Source organism: Bradyrhizobium vignae (assembly GCF_900324035.1).
Lineage (GTDB): Bacteria > Pseudomonadota > Alphaproteobacteria > Rhizobiales > Xanthobacteraceae > Bradyrhizobium > Bradyrhizobium vignae.
This window is the reverse complement of record NZ_LS398110.1, coordinates 2,200,006-2,220,188: the sequence shown is the minus strand read 5'-3', so window position 1 is coordinate 2,220,188 and position 20,183 is coordinate 2,200,006. Positions and strand designations below refer to the sequence as shown.

19 protein-coding genes and 1 pseudogene are annotated in these 20,183 nt (G+C 65.5%); 4 read left to right on the top strand and 16 right to left on the bottom strand.

From position 1 onward, the window contains the following. Positions 1-5: 5 nt before the first annotated feature. From BRAD3257_RS10840 to BRAD3257_RS10825, 4 genes and pseudogenes are all read right to left on the bottom strand, one after another. On the bottom strand, positions 6-641 hold the full coding sequence (locus tag BRAD3257_RS10840) for an SDR family NAD(P)-dependent oxidoreductase (RefSeq protein WP_376707293.1): 636 nt from the start codon (positions 639-641) through the stop codon (positions 6-8). Then, positions 641-784, bottom strand: a pseudogene (locus BRAD3257_RS40940) (aspartate/glutamate racemase family protein); the annotation flags it as partial. The pseudogene BRAD3257_RS40940 and the gene BRAD3257_RS10840, both read right to left, overlap by 1 nt. 10 nt (positions 785-794) lie before the next feature. After that, entirely contained in the window at positions 795-2,060 is a 1,266-nt protein-coding gene (locus tag BRAD3257_RS10830; RefSeq protein ID WP_122401813.1) for an NAD(P)/FAD-dependent oxidoreductase, read from the bottom strand. Positions 2,061-2,064: 4 nt separating this feature from the next. Then, positions 2,065-3,726 (bottom strand): thiamine pyrophosphate-binding protein, encoded by a 1,662-nt coding sequence (locus BRAD3257_RS10825; protein ID WP_122401812.1) that lies wholly within the window; start codon positions 3,724-3,726, stop codon positions 2,065-2,067. 214 nt (positions 3,727-3,940) lie between these two features. Between BRAD3257_RS10825 and BRAD3257_RS10820 the strand changes: the two genes are divergently transcribed. Next, positions 3,941-4,630 carry an aspartate/glutamate racemase family protein gene (locus BRAD3257_RS10820; RefSeq protein ID WP_122406487.1) on the top strand — a complete coding sequence of 230 codons (690 nt, stop codon included), beginning with the start codon at positions 3,941-3,943 and terminating at the stop codon, positions 4,628-4,630. Between the two features lie 16 nt (positions 4,631-4,646). Here BRAD3257_RS10820 and BRAD3257_RS10815 read toward each other — a convergent pair whose 3' ends face one another. The 6 genes from BRAD3257_RS10815 to BRAD3257_RS10790 all read right to left on the bottom strand — a co-directional run bounded on the left by BRAD3257_RS10815 (position 4,647) and on the right by BRAD3257_RS10790 (position 10,533). Beyond that, a complete protein-coding gene (locus BRAD3257_RS10815) occupies positions 4,647-5,432 on the bottom strand; it encodes an ABC transporter permease (RefSeq protein ID WP_122401811.1) in 786 nt (261 codons plus the stop codon). Continuing rightward, the gene (locus BRAD3257_RS10810; protein WP_162500555.1) at positions 5,429-6,241 is read right to left on the bottom strand and encodes an ABC transporter permease; all 813 of its coding nucleotides are present in this window, start codon (positions 6,239-6,241) and stop codon (positions 5,429-5,431) included. The genes BRAD3257_RS10815 and BRAD3257_RS10810 overlap by 4 nt, the downstream gene beginning before the upstream one ends. A gap of 68 nt (positions 6,242-6,309) precedes the next feature. After that, complete coding sequence (locus BRAD3257_RS10805) at positions 6,310-7,356, bottom strand: ABC transporter substrate-binding protein (RefSeq protein ID WP_122401809.1); 1,047 nt, start codon at positions 7,354-7,356, stop codon at positions 6,310-6,312. A 22-nt stretch (positions 7,357-7,378) separates the two neighbouring features. Next, positions 7,379-8,686, bottom strand: a complete 1,308-nt coding sequence (locus BRAD3257_RS10800; protein WP_122401808.1) for an NAD(P)/FAD-dependent oxidoreductase — start codon at positions 8,684-8,686, stop codon at positions 7,379-7,381. Positions 8,687-8,700: 14 nt separating this feature from the next. Continuing rightward, positions 8,701-9,417: an HAD family hydrolase gene (locus BRAD3257_RS10795; protein WP_122401807.1), complete on the bottom strand. Its 717-nt coding sequence runs from the start codon at positions 9,415-9,417 to the stop codon at positions 8,701-8,703. 36 nt (positions 9,418-9,453) lie between these two features. Beyond that, positions 9,454-10,533, bottom strand: coding sequence for an ABC transporter ATP-binding protein (locus BRAD3257_RS10790; RefSeq protein WP_162500154.1), 1,080 nt, complete (start codon positions 10,531-10,533; stop codon positions 9,454-9,456). Positions 10,534-10,744: 211 nt separating this feature from the next. Between BRAD3257_RS10790 and BRAD3257_RS10785 the strand changes: the two genes are divergently transcribed. Further along, on the top strand, positions 10,745-11,683 hold the full coding sequence (locus BRAD3257_RS10785) for a LysR family transcriptional regulator (RefSeq protein WP_122401805.1): 939 nt from the start codon (positions 10,745-10,747) through the stop codon (positions 11,681-11,683). 136 nt (positions 11,684-11,819) lie between these two features. Here the strand turns inward: BRAD3257_RS10785 and uxuA are convergent, their stop codons facing one another. The 6 genes from uxuA to BRAD3257_RS10755 all read right to left on the bottom strand — a co-directional run bounded on the left by uxuA (position 11,820) and on the right by BRAD3257_RS10755 (position 18,036). After that, complete coding sequence (uxuA, locus tag BRAD3257_RS10780; RefSeq protein WP_122401804.1) at positions 11,820-13,010, bottom strand: mannonate dehydratase; 1,191 nt, start codon at positions 13,008-13,010, stop codon at positions 11,820-11,822. 14 nt (positions 13,011-13,024) lie between these two features. After that, positions 13,025-14,074, bottom strand: a complete 1,050-nt coding sequence (locus BRAD3257_RS10775) for an L-idonate 5-dehydrogenase (RefSeq protein WP_122401803.1) — start codon at positions 14,072-14,074, stop codon at positions 13,025-13,027. Beyond that, entirely contained in the window at positions 14,071-15,477 is a 1,407-nt protein-coding gene (locus tag BRAD3257_RS10770; RefSeq protein ID WP_122401802.1) for a TRAP transporter large permease, read from the bottom strand. The genes BRAD3257_RS10775 and BRAD3257_RS10770 overlap by 4 nt, the downstream gene beginning before the upstream one ends. A gap of 4 nt (positions 15,478-15,481) precedes the next feature. Further along, entirely contained in the window at positions 15,482-16,060 is a 579-nt protein-coding gene (locus BRAD3257_RS10765; protein ID WP_122401801.1) for a TRAP transporter small permease, read from the bottom strand. A gap of 111 nt (positions 16,061-16,171) precedes the next feature. Continuing rightward, on the bottom strand, positions 16,172-17,137 hold the full coding sequence (locus BRAD3257_RS10760) for a sialic acid TRAP transporter substrate-binding protein SiaP (RefSeq protein ID WP_376707294.1): 966 nt from the start codon (positions 17,135-17,137) through the stop codon (positions 16,172-16,174). Between the two features lie 83 nt (positions 17,138-17,220). Then, entirely contained in the window at positions 17,221-18,036 is an 816-nt protein-coding gene (locus tag BRAD3257_RS10755) for a FadR/GntR family transcriptional regulator (protein WP_122406486.1), read from the bottom strand. A 146-nt stretch (positions 18,037-18,182) separates the two neighbouring features. On the opposite strand from BRAD3257_RS10755, the gene BRAD3257_RS10750 reads away from it, so the two are divergent. Together BRAD3257_RS10750 and BRAD3257_RS10745 are read left to right on the top strand one after the other, a co-directional pair. Beyond that, the gene (locus tag BRAD3257_RS10750; RefSeq protein ID WP_174221562.1) at positions 18,183-19,667 is read left to right on the top strand and encodes a mannitol dehydrogenase family protein; all 1,485 of its coding nucleotides are present in this window, start codon (positions 18,183-18,185) and stop codon (positions 19,665-19,667) included. 94 nt (positions 19,668-19,761) lie between these two features. Then, positions 19,762-20,169 (top strand): nuclear transport factor 2 family protein, encoded by a 408-nt coding sequence (locus tag BRAD3257_RS10745; RefSeq protein WP_122401798.1) that lies wholly within the window; start codon positions 19,762-19,764, stop codon positions 20,167-20,169. Positions 20,170-20,183 lie beyond the last annotated feature (14 nt).

Sequence of the window (20,183 nt, the reverse complement as noted above, 5' to 3'; positions counted from 1 at the left end):
GAGCCCTACTTCTCCTTCACAGGCACCGTGTAGTTCAAAACCAGCCGGCCGCCATCCGGATAGATCGTCTGTCCGGTGATGTAGGACGCATCGTCGCTGGCAAGGAACGCCACCACGGAGGCCACCTCGCTCGGCTCGCCGCCACGGCCCGCCGGCGTACGCGACATCACGGTCTTGCGGGCCTCCTCGGAAGTGTAGATGGACGACGCCACCATGTCGGTCAGGATCGTGCCCGGCCCGACCGCGATGACGCGGATGTTGTGCGGGGCCAGTGCAACGGCCGCGACGGAGGTGAGCTGCTTCATGCCGCCCTTGGAGATGGCATAGGTCGCAAGCGTCGGGATCGCCAGCAGCGCATTCACCGAGGACATGTTGATGATGACCCCGCCGCCACCTTGCGCAATCATCTGCTTCGCCGCGGCCTGCACGCCGAAGAACGCGCCTTTCAAATTGATGCCGATGATCTCGTCGAAATCCTGCTCGGTGATATCGAGAATGTCCTGGTTGCGGGCGACGCCGGCGTTGTTGACCATGATGTCGAGCCGGCCGAACTCCCGGACCGCGGTGGCGACCGCGCGATCGACGTCCGCGCGCCGCGCGACGTGGCACGGCAGGGCATACAGCTCCTCGGGCTTGCCCAGGGAAACGGCCAGGTCGTGCCGTTGCCCATGTCACCGGGAATGCGGGGAAAGCGTGCTTCCAGCATCAGGATTCCGAGCGGCGCGCCGTACACGGCCTTGCCGCCGCGGGCGATGCGGGCGGACGAATTGACTGAACTGGTCATGCTGCGGACCTCAGAGAAAACGTCCGGGTGCGAAGGGGCCGAGCGGAATCTCCGGCGTCTTGCCGCTGACAAGCTGGGCGACGAGCCGGCCGGTACGGGCCGAGCCGACCAGGCCGACATGCCCGTGGCCGAAAGCATAGACGATGTCGCGGGAGGCGCGCGCATAGCCGATGCAGGGACGTCCGTCCGGCATGCTGGGGCGATGGCCGAACCAGGTCTTGATGCGCGAAGCTGGGATGTCCTTCGGCAACTTCGGGAACATCCCGAGAAGGTGGTTGCGCAAGATTTCGGCCCGCTTCCAGTTCGGTGCGGCCTCGAGGCCGGCGATCTCGACCGTGCCGGCGGCGCGCAGGCCCTTGTTGGTCCAATTCACCACCATCTTGGCGTCGGATGCCATCATCGAGCTGCGCGGACCTACTTCCGGATTCTCAATCATGACGTGATAGCCGCGCTCAGTCTCGAGCGGGAGGGAATCGCCGACCGACGCGGTGAGTTGCCTCGAGCGGGCACCAGCCGCGACCACCGCGGCATCGCAAGGAATCTCGCCGGTCTCGGTGAGAACAGCCACGAGCTTGTGGCCGTTTAGCTTCAGCCCGGTCGCCTTGGCCCGCACGTGCTTCGCGCCACCGGCGATCGCATGATTGGCGAGGGCGGCGACATAAGCCCCGGGATCGCGGCAGCGGCCGGCCTCCTCCACCACCACGCCAAAAGTGTAGCGCGGATGCAGGTCCGGCTCGCGCTGGCGCATCTCGTCGGCATTGAGCTCCAGCCATTCGACTCCGACCTTCTTGCGCAGGCGCCAGCCGAGATCGTCGTCGAAATTGCCGCGCGAGGTGAAGACATGCATCACGCCGTTGCGCTCGATCAGTTCGGGCACGCCGGCTTCTTCCGCGAGCTTGCGGTGCAGCAGCGGCGCGTCCTTGAGGAGGGCGCGCAGCGCGAACGCCGTCGTCTCGACCCGCGCCTCGGTCCAGCCGGACAGCAGGTACTTGACCAGCCAGGGCAGCGCCTTCGGCAAATACGACCAGCGGATCGCGAGCGGGCCGAGCGGGTCCATCAGATAACCCGGCACCTTCTTCCAGACGCCTGGCTCCGCCGGCGGAATCACCGAATGCGAGGACAGCCAGCCGGCATTGCCATAGCTCGCCGCCTGTTCGCCGCCAGGCTCGCCGGGATCGATCAGCGTGACGCGATGGCCCTCGCGCAACGCCTCGATGGCGCTGATCACGCCGACCGCGCCGGCTCCGATGATCGCAACGTGGCGACCGGCCGCCATCGCCTTAAGCCTTCACCGCCGGCGTGAAATCCTTGCCGACCGAGATCGCGCGCGGATCGATGATGCAATGGAGGATCGACGGCTTGCCCGAAGCCAGCGCGCGCTCGAACGCCGGTGCGAACTCTTCGGTGCGCTCGACGCGCTCGCCATGGCCGCCGAACGCCTTGGCGTACATCGCAAAGTCGGGGTTCTTGAGCTGGGTGCCGACGACGCGGCCGGGATAGTCGCGCTCCTGGTGCATACGAATGGTGCCGTATTGCGAATTGTCGACGATGATGACGATCAGCGGCGCATCGTATTGCACGGCGGTGGCGAATTCCTGACCGTTCATCAGGAAGCAGCCGTCGCCGGCAAAGGCGACGACGACACGGTCCGGATATTGCCGCTTGGCGAGCACGCCCGCGGGCACGCCGTAACCCATCGAGCCCGAGGTCGGCGCGAGCTGGGCGGCAAAGCTATGGAAACGGTGATGGCGATGGATCCAGCCGGCGTAATTGCCGGCGCCGTTGCAAACGATCGCATCCTTCGGCAAGCGGTCGCGCAGCCAGGTCATCACCTGGCCGTACTGGAACTTGCCGGGCAGCTCGCGCGCCTTCTCGGTCCAGGCGAGATAATCGGCATGCGCCTTGGCCGCCTCGCCCTTCCAGGCCACGGTTCCAGCCGGCTTCAGCGTCTCGACGGCGGCGGCGAAGGCGGCGGGCGTCGCCTGGATCGCCAGCGCCGGCTGATAGACGCGGCCGAGTTCTTCCGAGCCTGGATGCACGTGGATCAGCTTCTGCAGCGGAGTGGGAATGTCGAGCAGCGTATAGGAGGAGGAGGGCATCTCCGACATGCGGCCACCGATCAGCAGGATGACGTCGGCACCCTCGATGCGCGCCTTCAGGCCCGGGCTCGGTCCGATGCCGAGGTCGCCGGCATAGTGCGAATGGTCGGCATCGATCAGCGAGGCCCGGCGGAACGAGGTCGCAACCGGCAGGTCGAACCGCTCCGCGAATCGCGCGATGCTCTTCGCCGCGTCATCGGTCCAGCGCGAGCCGCCGAGAATGACGAGCGGCGCCTTGGCTCCCGCGAGCATGGAGCCGAGCTTTTCGATATCGGCCGGCGCGGGCCAGCTCACCGCGGGCTCGATGCGCATGGCGTCGGCAACAGCCGCGGTCTCGGTCAGCATGTTCTCCGGCAGCGCGATCACCACGGGACCGGGGCGGCCCTGCATGGCGACGCGGAACGCGCGCGCGACCAGCTCCGGAATGCGGTCGGGGCGATCGATCTCGATCGCCCATTTCGCCATCGAGCCGAACACCGCTTTGTAGTCGAGCTCCTGGAACGCCTCGCGCTCGCGCATGCCGGTATCGACCTGGCCGACGAACAGGATCATCGGCGTCGAATCCTGCATCGCGATGTGGACACCGTGGCTGGCATTGGTCGCGCCGGGACCGCGGGTGACGAAGCAGATTCCGGGGCGCCCCGTGAGCTTGCCATAGGCCTCCGCCATCATCGCAGCGCCGCCTTCGGCGCGGCAGATCACGACGTCGATCGGGCTGTCATGCAGCGCATCGAGGGCCGCGAGATAGCTCTCGCCCGGCACGCAGGTGACGCGCTCGACGCCTTGGGCGACGAGCTGATCGATCAGGATCTGCCCCCCGGTGCGGGTGTTGCGAATGGTCATATCGGCTCCCTCGAGGCTCTGGCGATGCGCCCTTATTCGGGGAACTGGCCTAGGACAGGCCGAGAGAGTGCGCAAGGTCGAAAGGCTTCTCGCAGCCTGCGCAGGCGTCATGCCCGTCCTTACCGTTTGCACTACAGGCCCTGCCGCGGCCATGATGGCGAGCCTCGGCATCTTCGTCTACGATCGGCCGACCCAAATCGTCTGGAGCAGCGGAATGCAAACCATCGGCCTGATCGGAGGCATGAGCTGGGAGAGCACCGCGCTTTATTACAAGCTCATCAACGAGCGCGTCCGCGACCGCATGGGCAAGCTGCATTCGGCTCCGCTGCTGATCTATTCCTACGATTTCGAGGAGATCAAGCAGATGCAGTATGGCGGCCGCTGGCAGGAGGCGGCGGCCAGTCTGGCGGAAGTCGCGCGGCGCCTCGAAAGCGTCGGCGCGCGGGCGATCGTGTTGTGCACGAACACGATGCATAAACTGGCGCCCGAGATCATGTCGAGCGTGACCGTGCCGTTCATCCACATCGGCGACGCGACGGCGCAGCGGATCCGGGCCAGGGGATATCGGCGGGTTGGGCTGCTCGGCACCAGGTTCACGATGGAGGAAGACTTCTACATCGACCGATTGCGCGCGCACGATCTCGACGTTCTGATTCCTCCCGCGGACGAGCGCGCCGAGGTGAACCGCATCATCTACGACGAGCTGTGCCTCGGCAACGTCGCTGCGCCGTCGCGCCGCCGCTACCGCGAGGTGATGGCGGCCCTCGTCGCCCGTGGCGCAGAGTGCATCATCCTCGGCTGCACAGAGATCACCATGCTGGTCGGTGCGGACGACACGTCAGTCGAGACGTTCGACACCACCGCCATTCACGCAGAGACGGCAGCCGATTTCGCAATCGGCTGATCTGATCTCGTCGATTTCATCCGCTCCGCTTCTGTCGCGCGCTCGCAAGGAGGACCAGCATGAAGGATGCGGCCGTCATCAGCGTCGAGATCGCGGCGATGGTCGGGTCGATCTCGTCCCGGAGCGCGGTGAACATGCGCTTGGTCAGCGGCTGGAACTGGCCGCCGGAGATGAACAGCGCGACGATGGTCTCGTCCATTGCCGAGATGAAGGCGAAGATGCCGCCGGCGATCACGCTCGACTTGATCTGCGGCAGCGTCACCGCGAAGAAGCTGCGCAGACGGTTCATGCCGAGACTGCGCGCCACCATCTCCTGCGCGGGGTCGAAGCTCTGCAGGCCCGCGAGCACCGAGATGACGACATAGGGCAATCCCAGCATCACGTTGGCGAGCACGAGGCCGGACATGGTCGCGACCAGGCCTACCTTGGCGTAGACGAAGAAGATGCCGACCGCGGTGATGATGATCGGTACCACCAGCGGCAGCAGCAGCGCCATGTGGATGATGCGCATGATGCGCAGCTTCGACTGGCTGATGGCATAGGCAGCGGCCACGCCGAGCGGGGTCGCGATCACGACCGTCAGCAGCGCGACCGTCAGCGTCACCCGCGTCGCCTGCATCCAGGCGGAGTTGGCGAAATACTGCTGGTACCAGCGCAGCGAGAACGACGGCGGCGGGAAGGTCAGGAAGCGCGCGCTGGAGAACGAGATCGGCGCGATGATCAGGACGGGCAGGATCAGATACACCAGCACCAGCGCGCTGATCGCGTAGAGGGCAATCCGGGTGGGGGAAGCGCGCATCATTTCTGCCCCAACACACGATCGAGCGAGATGAAGCGGCTGACGGCGAAGAAGATCAGGAGCACGCTCAGGAGCAGCACCACCGCGACCGCGCTGGCAGCCCCGAACTGGTTGTAGAGCTCGACATTGCGGCTCACCAGCATCGACACCATCACGGTGCGGCCGCCGCCGAGCAACTCCGGCGTGATGTAGAAACCGAGGCAGAGCACGAACACCATGGTGCAGCCGGCGAGCACGCCCGGCAGCGACAGCGGCAGGAACACGCGGAAAAATGTCAGCGACGGGCTCGCACCCAGGCTGGCGCCGGCCTGCATGAGATCGCCGGGGATCTTCTGCATGGTGGCATAGAGCGGCAGCACCATGAACGGCAGCAGGATGTGCACGGTCGCAACCACCGTGCCGAACGTGTTGTGGACCAATGCGAGCGGCTCGGAGATGACGTCCAGATAGCGCAGGAACTGGTTGATCACGCCGGTGCGCTGCAGCAGCGCCAGCCAGGCATAGGCCCGAACCAGCACGCTGGTCCAGAACGGCAGCACGACCAGCGACAGGATCAGAATGCTCCAGCCTTTCGGCACCGAGTTGGCGAGATAGGCCACGGGATAGCCGAGCAGCAGCGCGATTCCAGTGACCGCGAGGCTGATCTCGAAGGTCAGTGCAAAGCTGCGCCAATAGACGTCTTCGGTGAAGACGCGGCGATAATTCTCCAGGGTAAAGCCGTCATGATAGACCGACTGCCACGCCAGCCAGCCGACCGGCAGCACGATCAGGGCCAGGATCACCAGCAGCGCCGGCGACACCAATGCCAGCATCAGGCCGTGCTCACGGCGCTGATGCTTTTGGGAGGGATCTGGCAGGGATGTCGTCAACGCTGCCTCGCTCACTTCTGCATGAACGACGCCCACCGCTTCTCGGCCGCTTCGCCCGCGGGCGAGGACCACCAGGCGTAGGACATCAGCGCCTGCTTGGCCGCATTCGCCGGCTCGCTCGGCAGCTGCGCGGCGCGCTCGGGCTTGATCACGCCGGTCTCGAACGCCTTCGGGTTACCGGGGCCGTAGTCGATGTGGAGCGGCAGGTTGGCCTGGTGCACGGGATCGACGGCCTCGTTGAGGAATTTCACCGCTGTTTCCAGATTCGGCGCGCCCTTGAGGATGCAGAGCGAAGTGCTCTGCAGGATGCCTTGATTGTAGGTGAACGCGACCTTCGCGCCTTCCTTGGCGACCGCGCTGACGCGGCCGTTCCAGGCCATCTCCATGTCGACCTCACCATCGTTGAGAAGCTGCGCCGATTGCGCGCCCGAGGTCCACCACACGGTGATGTGCGGCTTGATTTCTTCCAGCTTCTTGAAGGCGCGGTCGACGTCGAGCGGATAGAGCTTGTCGGGCGCGACGCCATCCGCCATCAGCGCCGCCTCGAGCGTGGCGATCGGATGGTTGCGCAGCGCGCGGCGGCCGGGGAATTTCTTCACGTCCCAGAAATCGGCCCAGCTGTTCGGCGCATCTTTCGGGAACGTCTTCTGGCTGTAGGCCAGCACGCTGGAATAGAATTCGTAGGAGACCGAATACGGGCTGCGATACGCCTCAGGCATCGCCGCCGCATTGGGCATCTTCGAGAAATCCAACTTTTCGATCAGCCCCTGCTCGCCGCCGCGCAGGCAATAGCCAGTCGGCGTGTCCACGACATCCCAGATCGGCTTGCCGCTGCCGACTTGGGTCTTGATCGCGGGCCAGGCGTCGGGAATGGAATCCTGGTTGATGGTGATGCCGAGCTTCTTGGCGGAGGGGTCGAGGATCGCCACCGTCTGCGCCTGCTGATAGGCCCCGCCCTGCGAGACGAAGGTGATCTGCTCGGCGGCATCCGCCGCGGTGGTCAGTCCGATGGCGCCCAGCAGCGCGCAGCCCAATCCAATAGTCCGCTTCATGATCATCCTCGCCTCCTCCAAACAGATCTCACTGACCAATCGCGTCGAGAAACTGGTACCAGCCGGCGACCATGCGCACAGCGGGTTCGCGCAGCGGATAGAACGGAATTGCTCTCATGCGCCTGATATCGAGCAGGCCGACCTCTGGCGTCTCGCCGCGCACGAAGGCGGCGAGATAGCGGCCCATCAGGCTCGACATCGCAACCCCGGCGCCGTTGTAGCCGATCGAGACCAGCGTGCGGTCGTCGAGCCGGCCGATATGTGGCACCGAGTCAAGCGTCATCGCGACCAGGCCCGACCATTTGTATTCGAGCGGGATATCGGCGAGATCGGGGAAGATGCCGACCATCGCCTTGCGCAAGGCGTCGAACGCCGCTTGCGAATCCTGCTTGCCGAAGGCGCCGCGGCCGCCGAAGACGACGCGGTTGTCGACCATGCGGAACCAGCGCATCATGCGCTTGGTCTCGGTGTAGGTTCGCCCTGTCGGCATCAGCTTGCCGGCGAGATTGCGCGGCAGCCTGTCGGTCGCGATGATGGCGCTGCGGAACGGGATCAGCGTGCGCTGCATCTGCGCGGTGGCATCGGTCAGATCCGAATAGCTGTTAGTGGCGATGATCGCCTGCTTCGCCCGCACCGCGCCTCTCGGCGTCTCGGCGACGATGCCGCCATTCTCCCGCCGGAGTTTGACCACCGGCGACTCCTGGTAGATGGGAACGCCGCGGCGCGCGACACCATCGGCAAGGCCGCGCAAATAGTTCAGCGGATGAATACCGCCCGAGCCGGGATTGAGCACGCCGCCGACAAAGACGTCCGAGCCGGTCTCGTCGCGCACGGAGCGCTTGTCGAGGATGCGGACCTCCGCATCGCCCATCTCTCGCCTCATCCAGTCGGCTTCATCGATCGCGGCCTTCAGCGTCGTCTCGTTATGTGCCGCCTTGACCTGGCCGGTGCGCGTCAGCTGAGCGCTGGTGATGCCGAACTCGGAGACGAGCTCTTCGACCATGTCGGTCGATTCATGCGCGATCTCGTACATGCGCCGTGCCATGGCGCGGCCGTGCACCGCATCGATCTCGCGGAACGAGAGGCGGAATTTTGCCGTGATCACACCGCCATTGCGGCCGCTCGCGCCCCAGCCGGGGCGGTTGGCCTCCAACACGACCGGGGCAAGCCCGCTTCTGGCGATGTGGTGCGCGGCGGAGAGGCCGGTGTAGCCCGCGCCGATGATCACCACGTCCGCCTGTTGCTCGCCCGACAGGACCTGGAACTCGCGCGCCGGCTCGGCCGTCGCTTCCCACAGCGAGTTGGCCGATGGCAGCGCGCTCCAGTCCCGTGTCATGCCGCCGCTCCTCGTTATGCCGCAGGACCGATCGCGGCGTCGGCGAGCGCCTTCAGCGTCGGATAATGGAAGTCCGGTTTGGTCAGCGTCTCCACCGCCGGCGTGCCGCCGAAGCCGGCGATGCCCTGGCGGCGCTCGATCCAGCACACCTTGTAGCCGAGCTTCCGAGCGATACCGATGTCGTGGTACTGGCTCTGCGCGACGTGCAGGATGTCCGACTGCTTGTAGCCGAAGGCGGACTGGCGACCCTTGTTGTAGGCGAAGAATTCCGGGTTCGGCTTGGCTACGCCGGTGTCGTCGGCGCAGACCGTGTCGTCGAAGGGATTGCCGAGCGCATGCGCGTAGCAGGAGAGCGCAACCCGGTCGGCATTGGTCATCGCCACCAGCCGGAATTTGGTACGCAGGCGCCTGAGCGCCTCGACCGAGTCCGGGAACGGCCCCCAGCGCAACACGGCGAGCTGGAACATGTCGCAGGACGCATCGTCGGCCGGCAGCCCGAGCTCCTTGGCGAGATAGCGGTAGACGTGGAACATCACCTCGCTCGAGCGCTCGTAATGCTTGTCACGACCGCGCTTGTAGGATTCGAAGATCTGGTCGTCGCTGAGCTCGGCCGGCGTTTTGCCCGAAATCCTGCGCACCGCGGACAGCACGCCGGTCTCGAAGTCGATCAAGGTGCCGACGACGTCGAAGGTGAGAACCTTGAAATTGCTGAACGCGGCTTGGGTCGACATGTTCGTTTCTTCTCTCGGGTTGGATGAGGCTTGAGTTCAGTCCACCTTGGGGACGACGATGGTGTCCTCGGGGTGAAGGGTCACGGTGAGGCTGCCGCCGAGCGGCGGGATGCGGCTGTAGGCCTGGTGATAGCTCGGCTGGCGCAGGCTGAGCGCGATGCCGCCTTCGAGCGCCAGGAAAATGCGCAGGCTCTCGCCCTGGTAGACGATGTCGGTAACCGTGCCCGTCAACCGATTGCAGGCGGCATCCTGCGCGCCATCGTCGATCAGAAGCTTTTCGCTGTGCACGGCGAGCATCAGGGCGTCGCCATCGGGAATGGCGCGGGCGCTGCGCAGCAGCGCATTGCCGAGCGCAACGCTGCTGGGATCGGCGCGGCGGACCGGCAGCAGCGTGGCTTCGCCGATGAAACTCGCAACGAAGGAATTTGCGGGATGGTCGTGCAGCCGCTCGGGCTGGTCGATCTGGATCAGCCGGCCGTCCTTCATCACCGCGACGCGGTCGCTCATGGTCAGCGCCTCACGCTGGTCATGGGTGACATAGATGATGGTGGCGCCGATACGCTTGTGCAGCGCGCGCAGCTCGATCTGCATGGATTCGCGGAGCTGCTTGTCGAGCGCGGAGAGCGGCTCGTCCATCAGGATCAGGCGCGGCTCGAAGATCATGGCGCGGGCCAGCGCCACGCGCTGGCGCTGGCCGCCGGAGAGTTGCGCGATGCCGCGCGCCTCATAGCCGGCGAGGCCGACCATGGCGAGCGCCGCTCGCACTTTGTCAGGCCAGTTCGCTTTGGGCAGGCGCCGGGCGCGCAGGGGAAACGCGACGTTCTCGCCGACGCTCATATGCGGGAACAGCGCGTAGTTCTGGAACACCACGCCGATGTCGCGCTTGTGTGGCGCCACGTATGTGACGTCGCGGCCGCCAAACAGGATCGTGCCCGACGAGGGCAGGATGAAGCCGCCCAAAATGCCGAGCAGCGTGGTCTTGCCGGAGCCGGAGGGGCCGAGCAGAGAGACGAATTCACCGGCGCCGACATCAAGGGAGACGTCATCGAGAGCGCGAACGGCGCCATAGGCCTTGCTGGCGGACCTGATCTCGACGCTTTCCGCTCGTTTGTCCAACGATCGACCTCGCCATGTCCCGTGCTGGCGTGCCTCACTGCGCGCCATAAGCCTGCTTTATAGACAAGGATTTCGGGCACTCACGGACGAAGCGTGCAGCGCACCAAATCTTCTTCCGCAAGCCCCTGTCTGTAGGCTGTCATGCCAATGACACCAGACTTGGCAAAATCCGGCAATTGCCAAATTCTCACCGGCCTCATAACATGGCGTTATGCCCGAGCTGCGCCGCATGCTGCCGTCCAGCAACGCCCTGTTCGTCTTCGACGCAGCGGCGCGCAATGGCAGCTTCACGGCTGCGGCCGCCGAATTGAACGTCACGCAGCCGGCGGTGAGCCGTATGCTCGGCCAGTTCGAGGAGCATCTCGGCGTCCGCCTGTTCGACCGCAGAGGGGGACGCGCGGTGCTCACCGAGGAAGGCGAGCGGCTCTATCGCCGCGTGCTCGAAGGGTTTCGCAGCATCGAGAGCGGGCTCCTCGATATCGAGCAGCGCCGCAAGGGTACCGAGACCGTGACGCTGTCGGTCTCCTCCGCCTTCACCACGCATTGGCTGATGCCGCGCATCGACAAGCTCCAGAAGCAGTTTCCGCGAGTCGATCTGCGCTTCCAGCTGATCTCCGGCGCGCTGCGCGGACCGGTGGAAAATGTCGATCTCGGCATGCGCTTTCGCGACCGCGACGAGCCGTCGTCGGGCGGCACATTGGTGATGAAGGAAGTGATGCTGCCGATGTGCAGCCCCGGCTATCTCGGCGAGACCGATCCCACCGAAGGCAACACCATCATCCGCCTTGCCGAAACGCCGGGCGACTGGGCCGCCGATTACGCCTCGCTCCTCACCGGGCGCCGTGGGGCGGCCAAGGCGCTGAGCTTCACCGATTATGCCGTCGTGGTGCAAGCCGCGCTGCTCGGCCAGGGCATCGCACTCGGCTGGCTGACCGTTGCCTCGCACTGGCTTCTCACCGGCGCGCTTGTGCCGGCCTCCGACACGCTCACCACCACGGGCCGCGTATGCGAATTCCTGCCGCCGCGCAACCGGCCGATGCGCCCCATCGCCGCCGAGATCCGCGACTGGATCATCGCGCAGATGAAAAACGAGATCGCCGCGATCGACCGGCTCTATCCGAAGCTCGGCGCGATGGACGCCTGTTACTAAGCAGGCGGTGTTGGGGGAAGCCCCCTCTCTCCACGTCATCGCGAGCGCAGCGAAGCTGCTTCGCGGAGCCTGTCATCGGGCCGCGCTTCGCGCGGACCCGTTGGCTCGCAATGACGATGTGGATAGAGCTTTGGCTCTACCGATGCTCGATCGCCCTGATTGCACCGCGCAACTCCGCGAGGCCGCGCAGGCGGCCGATGGCGGTGTAGCCGGGATTGGTGCGCTTGGTGGCGGCGAGATCGTCGAGCATGCGGTGGCCATGATCGGGCCTGAACACAATTTTCGTGTCGGGCGAACGCCGCGCGTTCTCCTTGAGCAGCGCCTTGAGCACCGCGACCATGTCGACGTCACCGTCGAGATGATCGGACTCGTAGAACGACAGGCCATCAGCCTCGCGCTTGGTGGCGCGCAGATGGGCGAACGCAATGCGAGGGCCGAACCGCTCCGCCATCTCAGGCAGGTTGTTCTCCGCACGCACGCCGAGCGAGCCCGTGCACAGGCAGATGCCGTTCGCCTTCGACGGCACGGCGTCGAACAGCGCCTGGTAGTCCTCAGCGCTGGAGGCAACGCGCGGCAGGCCGAACAACGGCCGCGGCGGATCGTCCGGATGCAGCGTCAGGGAGACGCCGAGCTGCTCGGCGACCGGTGCGACGCGCGCGAGGAACTCGACGAGATGCTGCCGCAGTATCTCAGGCGTGATGTCGCGATAGGCCTCCAGGCGGTCGCGGAATTGCGGGATCGTCATCGGCTCGGTGGTCGAGCCGGGCAGCGCGCTGGCGATGACCATGATGAGGTAGTCGATATCGGCCTGGCTCATCTTCTCGAACAGCGCCTTCGCGCGCGCCTGCTGCTCGAGCGAATAGTCCTGCGCGGCGGCCGGGCGCTTCAGGATGTGCAGCTCGAACGCTGCAAAGCGGTCCTGGTCGAAGCGCATGGCGCGGGCGCCGTTCGGCAGCTCCCATTCGAGATCGGTGCGGCACCAGTCGACCACTGGCATGAAATTGTAGCAGATGATCCTGATGCCGGAGGCCGCGACCGCCTCCAAGCTTGCGATCCAAGCCTCGATCGACTTGGTTGCCTTGCCGCCGAGCCGCTTGACGTCGTCGGGGATCGGAATCGATTCCACCACCGACCAGGTCAGCTGCGAGCGGCCGGGTTGGCCGTTCTCGATGAAATTCTTCCGCTCCTCGACCGCCTTGCGCGTCCAGGCCTCCCCAATCGGCACCTGATGCAGTGCCGAGACGATATGGCTCGCGCCGGCCTGCCTGACGTCGTCGAGCGAGACCGGGTCATCCGGCCCGTACCAGCGCCAACCCTCCAGCATCATACCCACTCTCCCAATCAGTTCGCGGTCAGCACGACCTTGACGCTCTGCGAGCGATCGAGCGCGAGCTTGAGCGCGTCGGGTGCGGTCGAGAGCGGCCGCTCGGCGGTGACCAGCGACAGCACGTCGACGCTGCCGGCGGCAATCAGTTCCACCGCGGTCATGAACTCGAAGCCGAACCGGAACGAACCGCGCAGGTCGATCTCCTTCGCCATCACCGCATTCGACGGCGTCGGAATCTGGCCGCCGGGCAAATTGCCGATCTGCACCACGACGCCGCCGCGCCTGACGATACCGATCGCGCTCGCAAGGCCTGCAGCCGTGCCGGAGACTTCGAAAGCGACGTCATAGGGACGCGACGCGGCTTGTGCTTTCAAGCCTTCCTCGCCTGCAGAGACGTTCTCGACGTGCGAGGCGCCGAGCTTGGTCGCGAACGCCAGTGGTGCCGGCGCGATGTCGGCCACCGTGATGTCGGCCATGCCGGCACGGTGTGCGGCGAGCATGGTCAGAAGCCCGATCGGGCCGGCGCCGAAGATGATGCCTCGCTTGCCCTCGATCTTGCCGGCACGCGCAACCGCGTGCAGGCAGACCGCGAGCGGCTCGGCCAGCGCGGCGGCCTGGTAGGACACGTGATCGGGGATCTTCACACACTGTGCGGGGATCGCGTCGAAATAGCTGGCGAAGCCGCCCTGCATGTGCGGCGTCTTCGAGGCCGAGCCCATGAAGTAGATGTTCTCGCAGAGGTTCGGCCGGCCTTCACGGCAGGCGACGCAATGCCCGCACCAGCGCGACGGGTTCACGGCGACGCGGTCGCCAACCTTCAGGTTCGCAGCAGTGCCGGATATCTCCACGATCTCGCCCGAGATCTCGTGGCCGAGCACCAGCGGCGACCTCACCACGAAATCGCCGGTCCGGCCATGGCGGAAGTAGTGCATGTCCGAGCCGCAGATGCCGCCGGCGCCAAAGCGGATGCGCACCATGCCGTCGGCGAGCTTGTCGAGCGGATGCTCGATCATGCGCAGGTCTTCGGGGCCGAACAGCGTTGCGGCGAGAGCGGTCGAGGTCATTTGGAGAGTCCCATGTATTTAGGCAGCCAGAGGGTCAGGTCGGGAATGTAGGTGATCGCGATCAGCGCCAGCATCAGCGGCACCAGCCATGGCAGGATCGCCACCGTCGTGCGCTCGACCGAGAGCTTTGCCACGCGGGCGAGCACGAACAGCACCATGCCGAGCGGCGGATGCAACAGGCCGATCATCAGGTTCAGCGTCATGATCAGGCCGAAATGAATGGGGTCGATGCCGAGCTTGAGCACGATCGGCAGCAGGATCGGCACCAAAATGGTGATCGCCGCCGTGGTGTCGATGAAGCAGCCGACGAACAGGATCAGCACGTTGGCGAGTGCCAAAAACACCCATTTGTTGTGGGTGATGTTGAGCATCCAGTCCGACAGCATCTGCGCCGCCTGCGACACCGTCAGCAGCCAGGCGAAGATCGAGGCTGCGGTCACGATGAACAGCACCGAGGCCGTGGTCTCGATGGTGTCGAAGGTCGCCTTGGCGACCGTCCGGAACGTCATGGTCCGGTAGCGCACGAGGCCGAGGAACAGCGACCAGATCACCGCGGCGACGGCGGCTTCGGTCGGCGTGAACCAGCCGAGCGTCATGCCGCCGATCAGGATCACCGGCGCCATCAGCGCCATCACTGCCGAGAAATCGAAGTACCAGTCGATCACGAGCAGCGTGCCGAGGCCGATCACGACCGCCATGTTGACCGAGAGGCCGGCGAGTACCATCAGCCAGATCGCCATCGGGAACGACAGCACGATGACGATCTCGAGACCGGCCGAGCCGAGTTGCGGCCAGGAGAACGGCGTGTCGCTACCCCATTTGTTCTTGTGCGCGAAGTAGGTGACGGTGGCCATCATGAACAGGGTCAGGACAACGCCGGGAATGACGCCGCCTAAAAACAGCGCGCCGATCGAGACGTTCGCCATCATGCCGTAGATCACGAAGGGCAGCGACGGCGGGATGATCGGCCCGAGCGTCGCGGAGGCTGCGGTGACGCCGACCGAGAATTCGGTGGAGTAGCCGTGGTCCTTCATCGCTTTGATCTCGATGGTGCCGAGACCCGCGGCATCCGCGATCGCGGTGCCGGACATGCCGGAGAAGATCACCGAGCCGATGATGTTGACGTGGCCGAGCCCGCCGCGCATCCACCCCACAAGCGCGACGGCGAATTTGTAGATGCGCCCGGTCACGCCGGCGATGTTCATGAGATTGCCGGCCAGGATGAAGAACGGCACCGCGAGCAGCGGAAAGCTCTCGACACCGGCGATCATGCGCTGCGCCAGCGTGACGTCGGGCGTCACGCCGCTGACCAGGATGTAGAGCAGCGACGACGCGGCCATGGCGATCGCCACGGGAACGCCGAGCAGCATCAGGATGAGAAAGCCTCCGAGCAGCAGCAGCATGATATTATATCTCCGATCCGTCGTAGGCACCGGGACGTTCGAGGACCGAGTAGCCCTGCCGCCAGTTTTGCGCCGCCACCTGCACGGAGCGTGCGAACATCAGCACGAAGCCGAGCAGCACGGCGTAGTAGACGTAGTTCTTCGCGAAATTGATCGTGGTCATCTGCTCGTCGCCGATGATCTGGATGTAGACCCAAACCAGCTTGATGGCGTAGCCGAAGAACGCGATCCGGATCAGGTCGATCACCGTCGACAGCGCACGTCCCACGAGTCGCGGCAGATAGCGATAGACCAGGTCGACCTGGATGTGCCGCGACAGCCGCACGCACATCGAGGCGCCGATGAAGACCACCCCGATCAGGCAATAGGTCGCGATCTCCTCGGTCCAGGCATAGCTGTCGTTGAGCACGTAGCGGCTGAAGAACTGCAGGAAGACGGCAAGCGCCATCACCCAGAAGATCGCCAGCGCCACCCAGTCCTCGAAAGCGTAGATGCCGAGATCGACCTTCGGCGTCGCCTCTTCCTCGAAGGTGTGGGCGATCTCGTCCGCGGTGATCTGCCGGTGTAGTTCGGCGGTCGACATGGGGTTACCTCTCTCCAAATCGTCGTTCCGGGGCGACGCGTTAGCGCCGAACCCGGAACTTCGAGATCCCGGGTTCGGTCCTACGGACCGCCCCGGATGACGACTACGTCGTCATTTCACTTCCTGGATCCGCTCCCAGTCGGCCTTGCGGTAGCCGAAGGTCTCGAACGGGACGTTCTTCAGCACGGTGTCGCGGAATTCGTTCTTGTCGACCTCGGTCACCGTCAGGCCCTTGTCCTTGAAGAAAGCGACCAGCTTGGCTTCGTTCTGCTTGATCTCACCGGTGGCCTTGGCTGCCGCCTCCTGCGCGACGTCGGTGAAGATCTTCTTGTCCTCATCGGAGAGCTTCTTCCATAGCCCGCCGGCGATCACGGTGTTGAGGTGATCGACGATGTGGCCGGTGAGCACGATGTGCTTCTGCACTTCGTAGAACTTCTTGGCCTCGATCGTGGTCAGCGGGTTCTCCTGCGCCTCGACGGTGCCGTTCTGCAGCGCGAGATAGACCTCGGCAAACGCGATCGGCGCGGTGTTGGCGCCGCAGGCGCGCGGCATCGCCAGGTAGGCCGGCACGTCGGGCACGCGCATCTTCAGGCCTTTCATGTCGGCGCAGGTCTTGATCGGCTTGTTCGACGAGGTCTGGCGCACGCCGTAATAGGTCACCGCGACGATGTGATGGCCGCTCTTGTCCTCATAGCCCTTGGCGAGCTCCTTGAAGATGTCGCTCTTGGTGTAGGCGAGCAGATGATCGGCGTCGCGGAAGGTGTAGGGATAATAGGTCACGCCGATCGGCGCAAAGCTCTTGGCCGCGAAGCTCGAGCCGGAGACGATGATGTCGACCGAGCCGAGCGACAGGCCCTGGTTGATGTCGGCCTCCTTGCCGAGCTGCGAGGCCGGATAGACCTCGATCTGGTAGCGACCGTTGGTGCGCTTATTGATCTCCTGCGCGGCCCAGACCGATGCGGTGTGGAACGGCTCCGAGGTCTCGTAGACATGGGCCCATTTCAGCTTGGTCTGCGCCATGCTGACACTAGTCGCGGCCAGCAGGGTGGCGGCGGAGATCGCCGCGGCAATCGTCATCTTCTTCAACATCGATTTTTCCTCCATCGTTCAAGTCTGCTTCTTGTTCGCCCCCAGCCGAAGCGGATGCGGGCCGCCCAATCTCATCGCCGCCGCGCACCGCCGCTCGCGGCTGGCTTCTTCTTCGGCGCATGTTTCGGTTTCGACGGTCTTGCCGCCGATCGCACCGCGCGGCCTTGCCCTGAAGTCGTCCCCGCCGCGGTCTCGGCACCGAAATTCTGCGCAAAGCGTTGCTGGGATCGCGCCAGATGCGCGCGCATGGCTTCGCGCGCGGCATCGGGATCATGCGCGGCGATCGCGTCGCGCACGGCGCGATGCTCGTCGAGCGCCGTGCGCCACGTACCCGGGCTCTCGAAATAATGCGCGAGCTTCGCGAAATATGGATTGAGACGCTGGTCGAACAGCTCGCCGACGACGCGCACCAGAACGGCATTGCCGAGACTTCCGGCGATCGCGATATGGAACGCGCGGTCGTGCACCATCGAGGCTTCGCCGGGATGTTCGACATTCTCCATCGCGACGAGGGACGCATTGATGCGGGCGAGATCGTCTTTGGTCGCGACGCGCGCGGCCTGCTCGGCGATGGCGCTTTCCAGGAATTCGCGGGCGCGCAAGAGCTCGAACGGCCCCTCGATGACGGCGGCGGGAGCAGGCGCGGCCACGGCGGCAGGCTCGATCACATAGATGCCGGACCCGACACGGATACGGAGGCGGCCCTCGACCTCGAGCGCGATCAAGGCTTCGCGCACCGTCGGCCTGGACACCTTGAGCTGCTCGGCGAGCTCGCGCTCGGTCGGCAAGCGGCTGCCGACCGCGTACTCGCCGCTGTCGATCAGACTTCGCAATTGATCGGCGACCTGGCGATAGAGCCGTCTCGCCTCCACAGCTTCCAGCGGCACGCTGGTCCTCCCGAAAGGGTCCGCGCGAGGCACCCGTCGCCCCCGCGGCCCGCCAATTTTGGAAAATTGGTCTTACCAATTGACCGGAGCATTGACCTGGTACGGGCGCCATGTCAAGCAGCGGCCAAACACAGGGAGAGACGACCATGCGCCAGACTTCGATGCGTCTTGGCCGCGCCAACCTCGACCGGCTGCCGCCAGCCATCCGCCGCCCGGCCTATGATCGTTCGCGCGTCACGCCTGGCATCGTGCATCTCGGCCTCGGGGCGTTTCATCGCGCGCACCAAGCGGTTGTCATCGATGACTGCCTTGCCGCCGGAGCCACGTCCTGGGGTATCGTCGGCGCCAGCCTGCGCAGTCCGGACACGCGCGACGCCCTCGCCCCGCAGGATCATCTCTACACAATTGCCGTGCGCGCCGCCGAAGGCACCGAGCACCGCGTCATCGGCGCCCTGCTCGACAGCGTCGTCGCGCGCGAGAAGCCGGCCGCGCTGGTGGAGCGGATGGCCAATCCCGCTACGCGCATCGCGTCGCTGACGGTCACCGAGAAGGGCTATTGCCACACGCCGCAGACCGGCGACCTCGACGAGCGGCATCCCGACATCGTGCACGATCTCAACAATTTCGATGCGCCGCGCTCGGCGCCCGGATTCATCGTCGCCGCGCTGGCACGCCGGCGGGCGCTAGGCGCCATGCCGTTCACCGTGCTGTGCTGCGATAACCTCGCCGCCAACGGCCATACGGTGCGGCGGATCGTGACGCAGTTCGCTGCGCTGCGCTCAAAGGATCTCGGCAAGTGGATCGCGGATGCGGTCGCCTTCCCCTCGACCATGGTCGACCGCATCGTGCCGGAGACGACGGATCGCGACCGCGATGCGGTCGAATCGGCGCTCGGCATGCGCGACGCCTGGCCGGTCATGACCGAACCCTTCACACAATGGGTGGTCGAGGACCGCTTCACGGCGGGCCGGCCGGACCTTGCCGCAGCGGGCGTCGAGCTCGTCACTGATGTCAAGCCGTTCGAGTTGATGAAGCTGCGGCTGCTCAACGCCAGCCATTCCGCGCTCGCCTATCTCGGCTATCTCTCGGGCTACGAAACCATCGCCGATACCATGCAGGATCCGCATTTTGCGCGCCTTGCCGCGCAGGTGATGGAAGAAGCCGCGGTGACGCTGACGATGCCCGCGGGCACCGACCTCGCCGCCTATCGCGCCTCGCTACTCAAGCGCTTCGCCAATCCGGCGCTGCATCACCGCACCTGGCAGATCGCAATGGACGGCTCGCAAAAGCTGCCACAACGGCTGCTCGGCGCGATGCAGGATCGCCTTGCGAGGGGCCTGCCGATCGCAACGCATGCGCTCGCGGTGGCCGGCTGGATGCGCTACGTCACCGGCCTCGACGAGCAGGGCCGATCGATCGACGTGCGCGATCCACTCGCCGGCGAGTTCGCCGCGCTGGCGCGCGAGGCGGGACCTGTTGCCGAGCGGCTCGCGCCCGCGCTGCTTGGTGTCGCAAAGGTGTTCGGCCCGCTCGGCGCCGAGCCGCGCCTGCGCGAGGCCGTCACCGCGGCGCTCGGCCGTCTCTACACGGTTGGCGCGCGGCAGGCCGTGGCAACGCACGTCTCGGCATGACCACGAAGCGGGCAGCATCTTGAATGCTGCACTGCAGCCAAAATCGACGGAAGTCGCGCTTGCTTTTTGCCAGTCATTGGCCCACCCGAGAGCGATGGGAAAGGACAACAAGGTCATCGCCGCCAACGCGGCCTTCTACGCCGCGTTCTCGACGGGCGACTTCGCCGGCATGGAACGGATGTGGGCGGACGACGACTCCATCTCCTGCATCCATCCCGGCTGGCCGGCCATCATCGGGCGCGCCACCGTGATCGGAAGCTGGCGCGATATCCTGCAAAACCCGCACCGGCCGCAGATCGTCTGCGCCGAGCCGCAGGCGATCATCGACGGCGACAGCGCCCGCGTGCTCTGCATCGAGATCGTCGACGGCACCGCCTTGGCCGCCGCCAACCATTTCCGCCGCGTCGGCGACGACTGGCGCCTGGTACACCATCAGTCGAGCCCGATCGCGCAGATTGTCGAGCAGGCTGAGGACGATAGAACGAGTCACCGCGTCCACTGAGCGTGGCGATCACG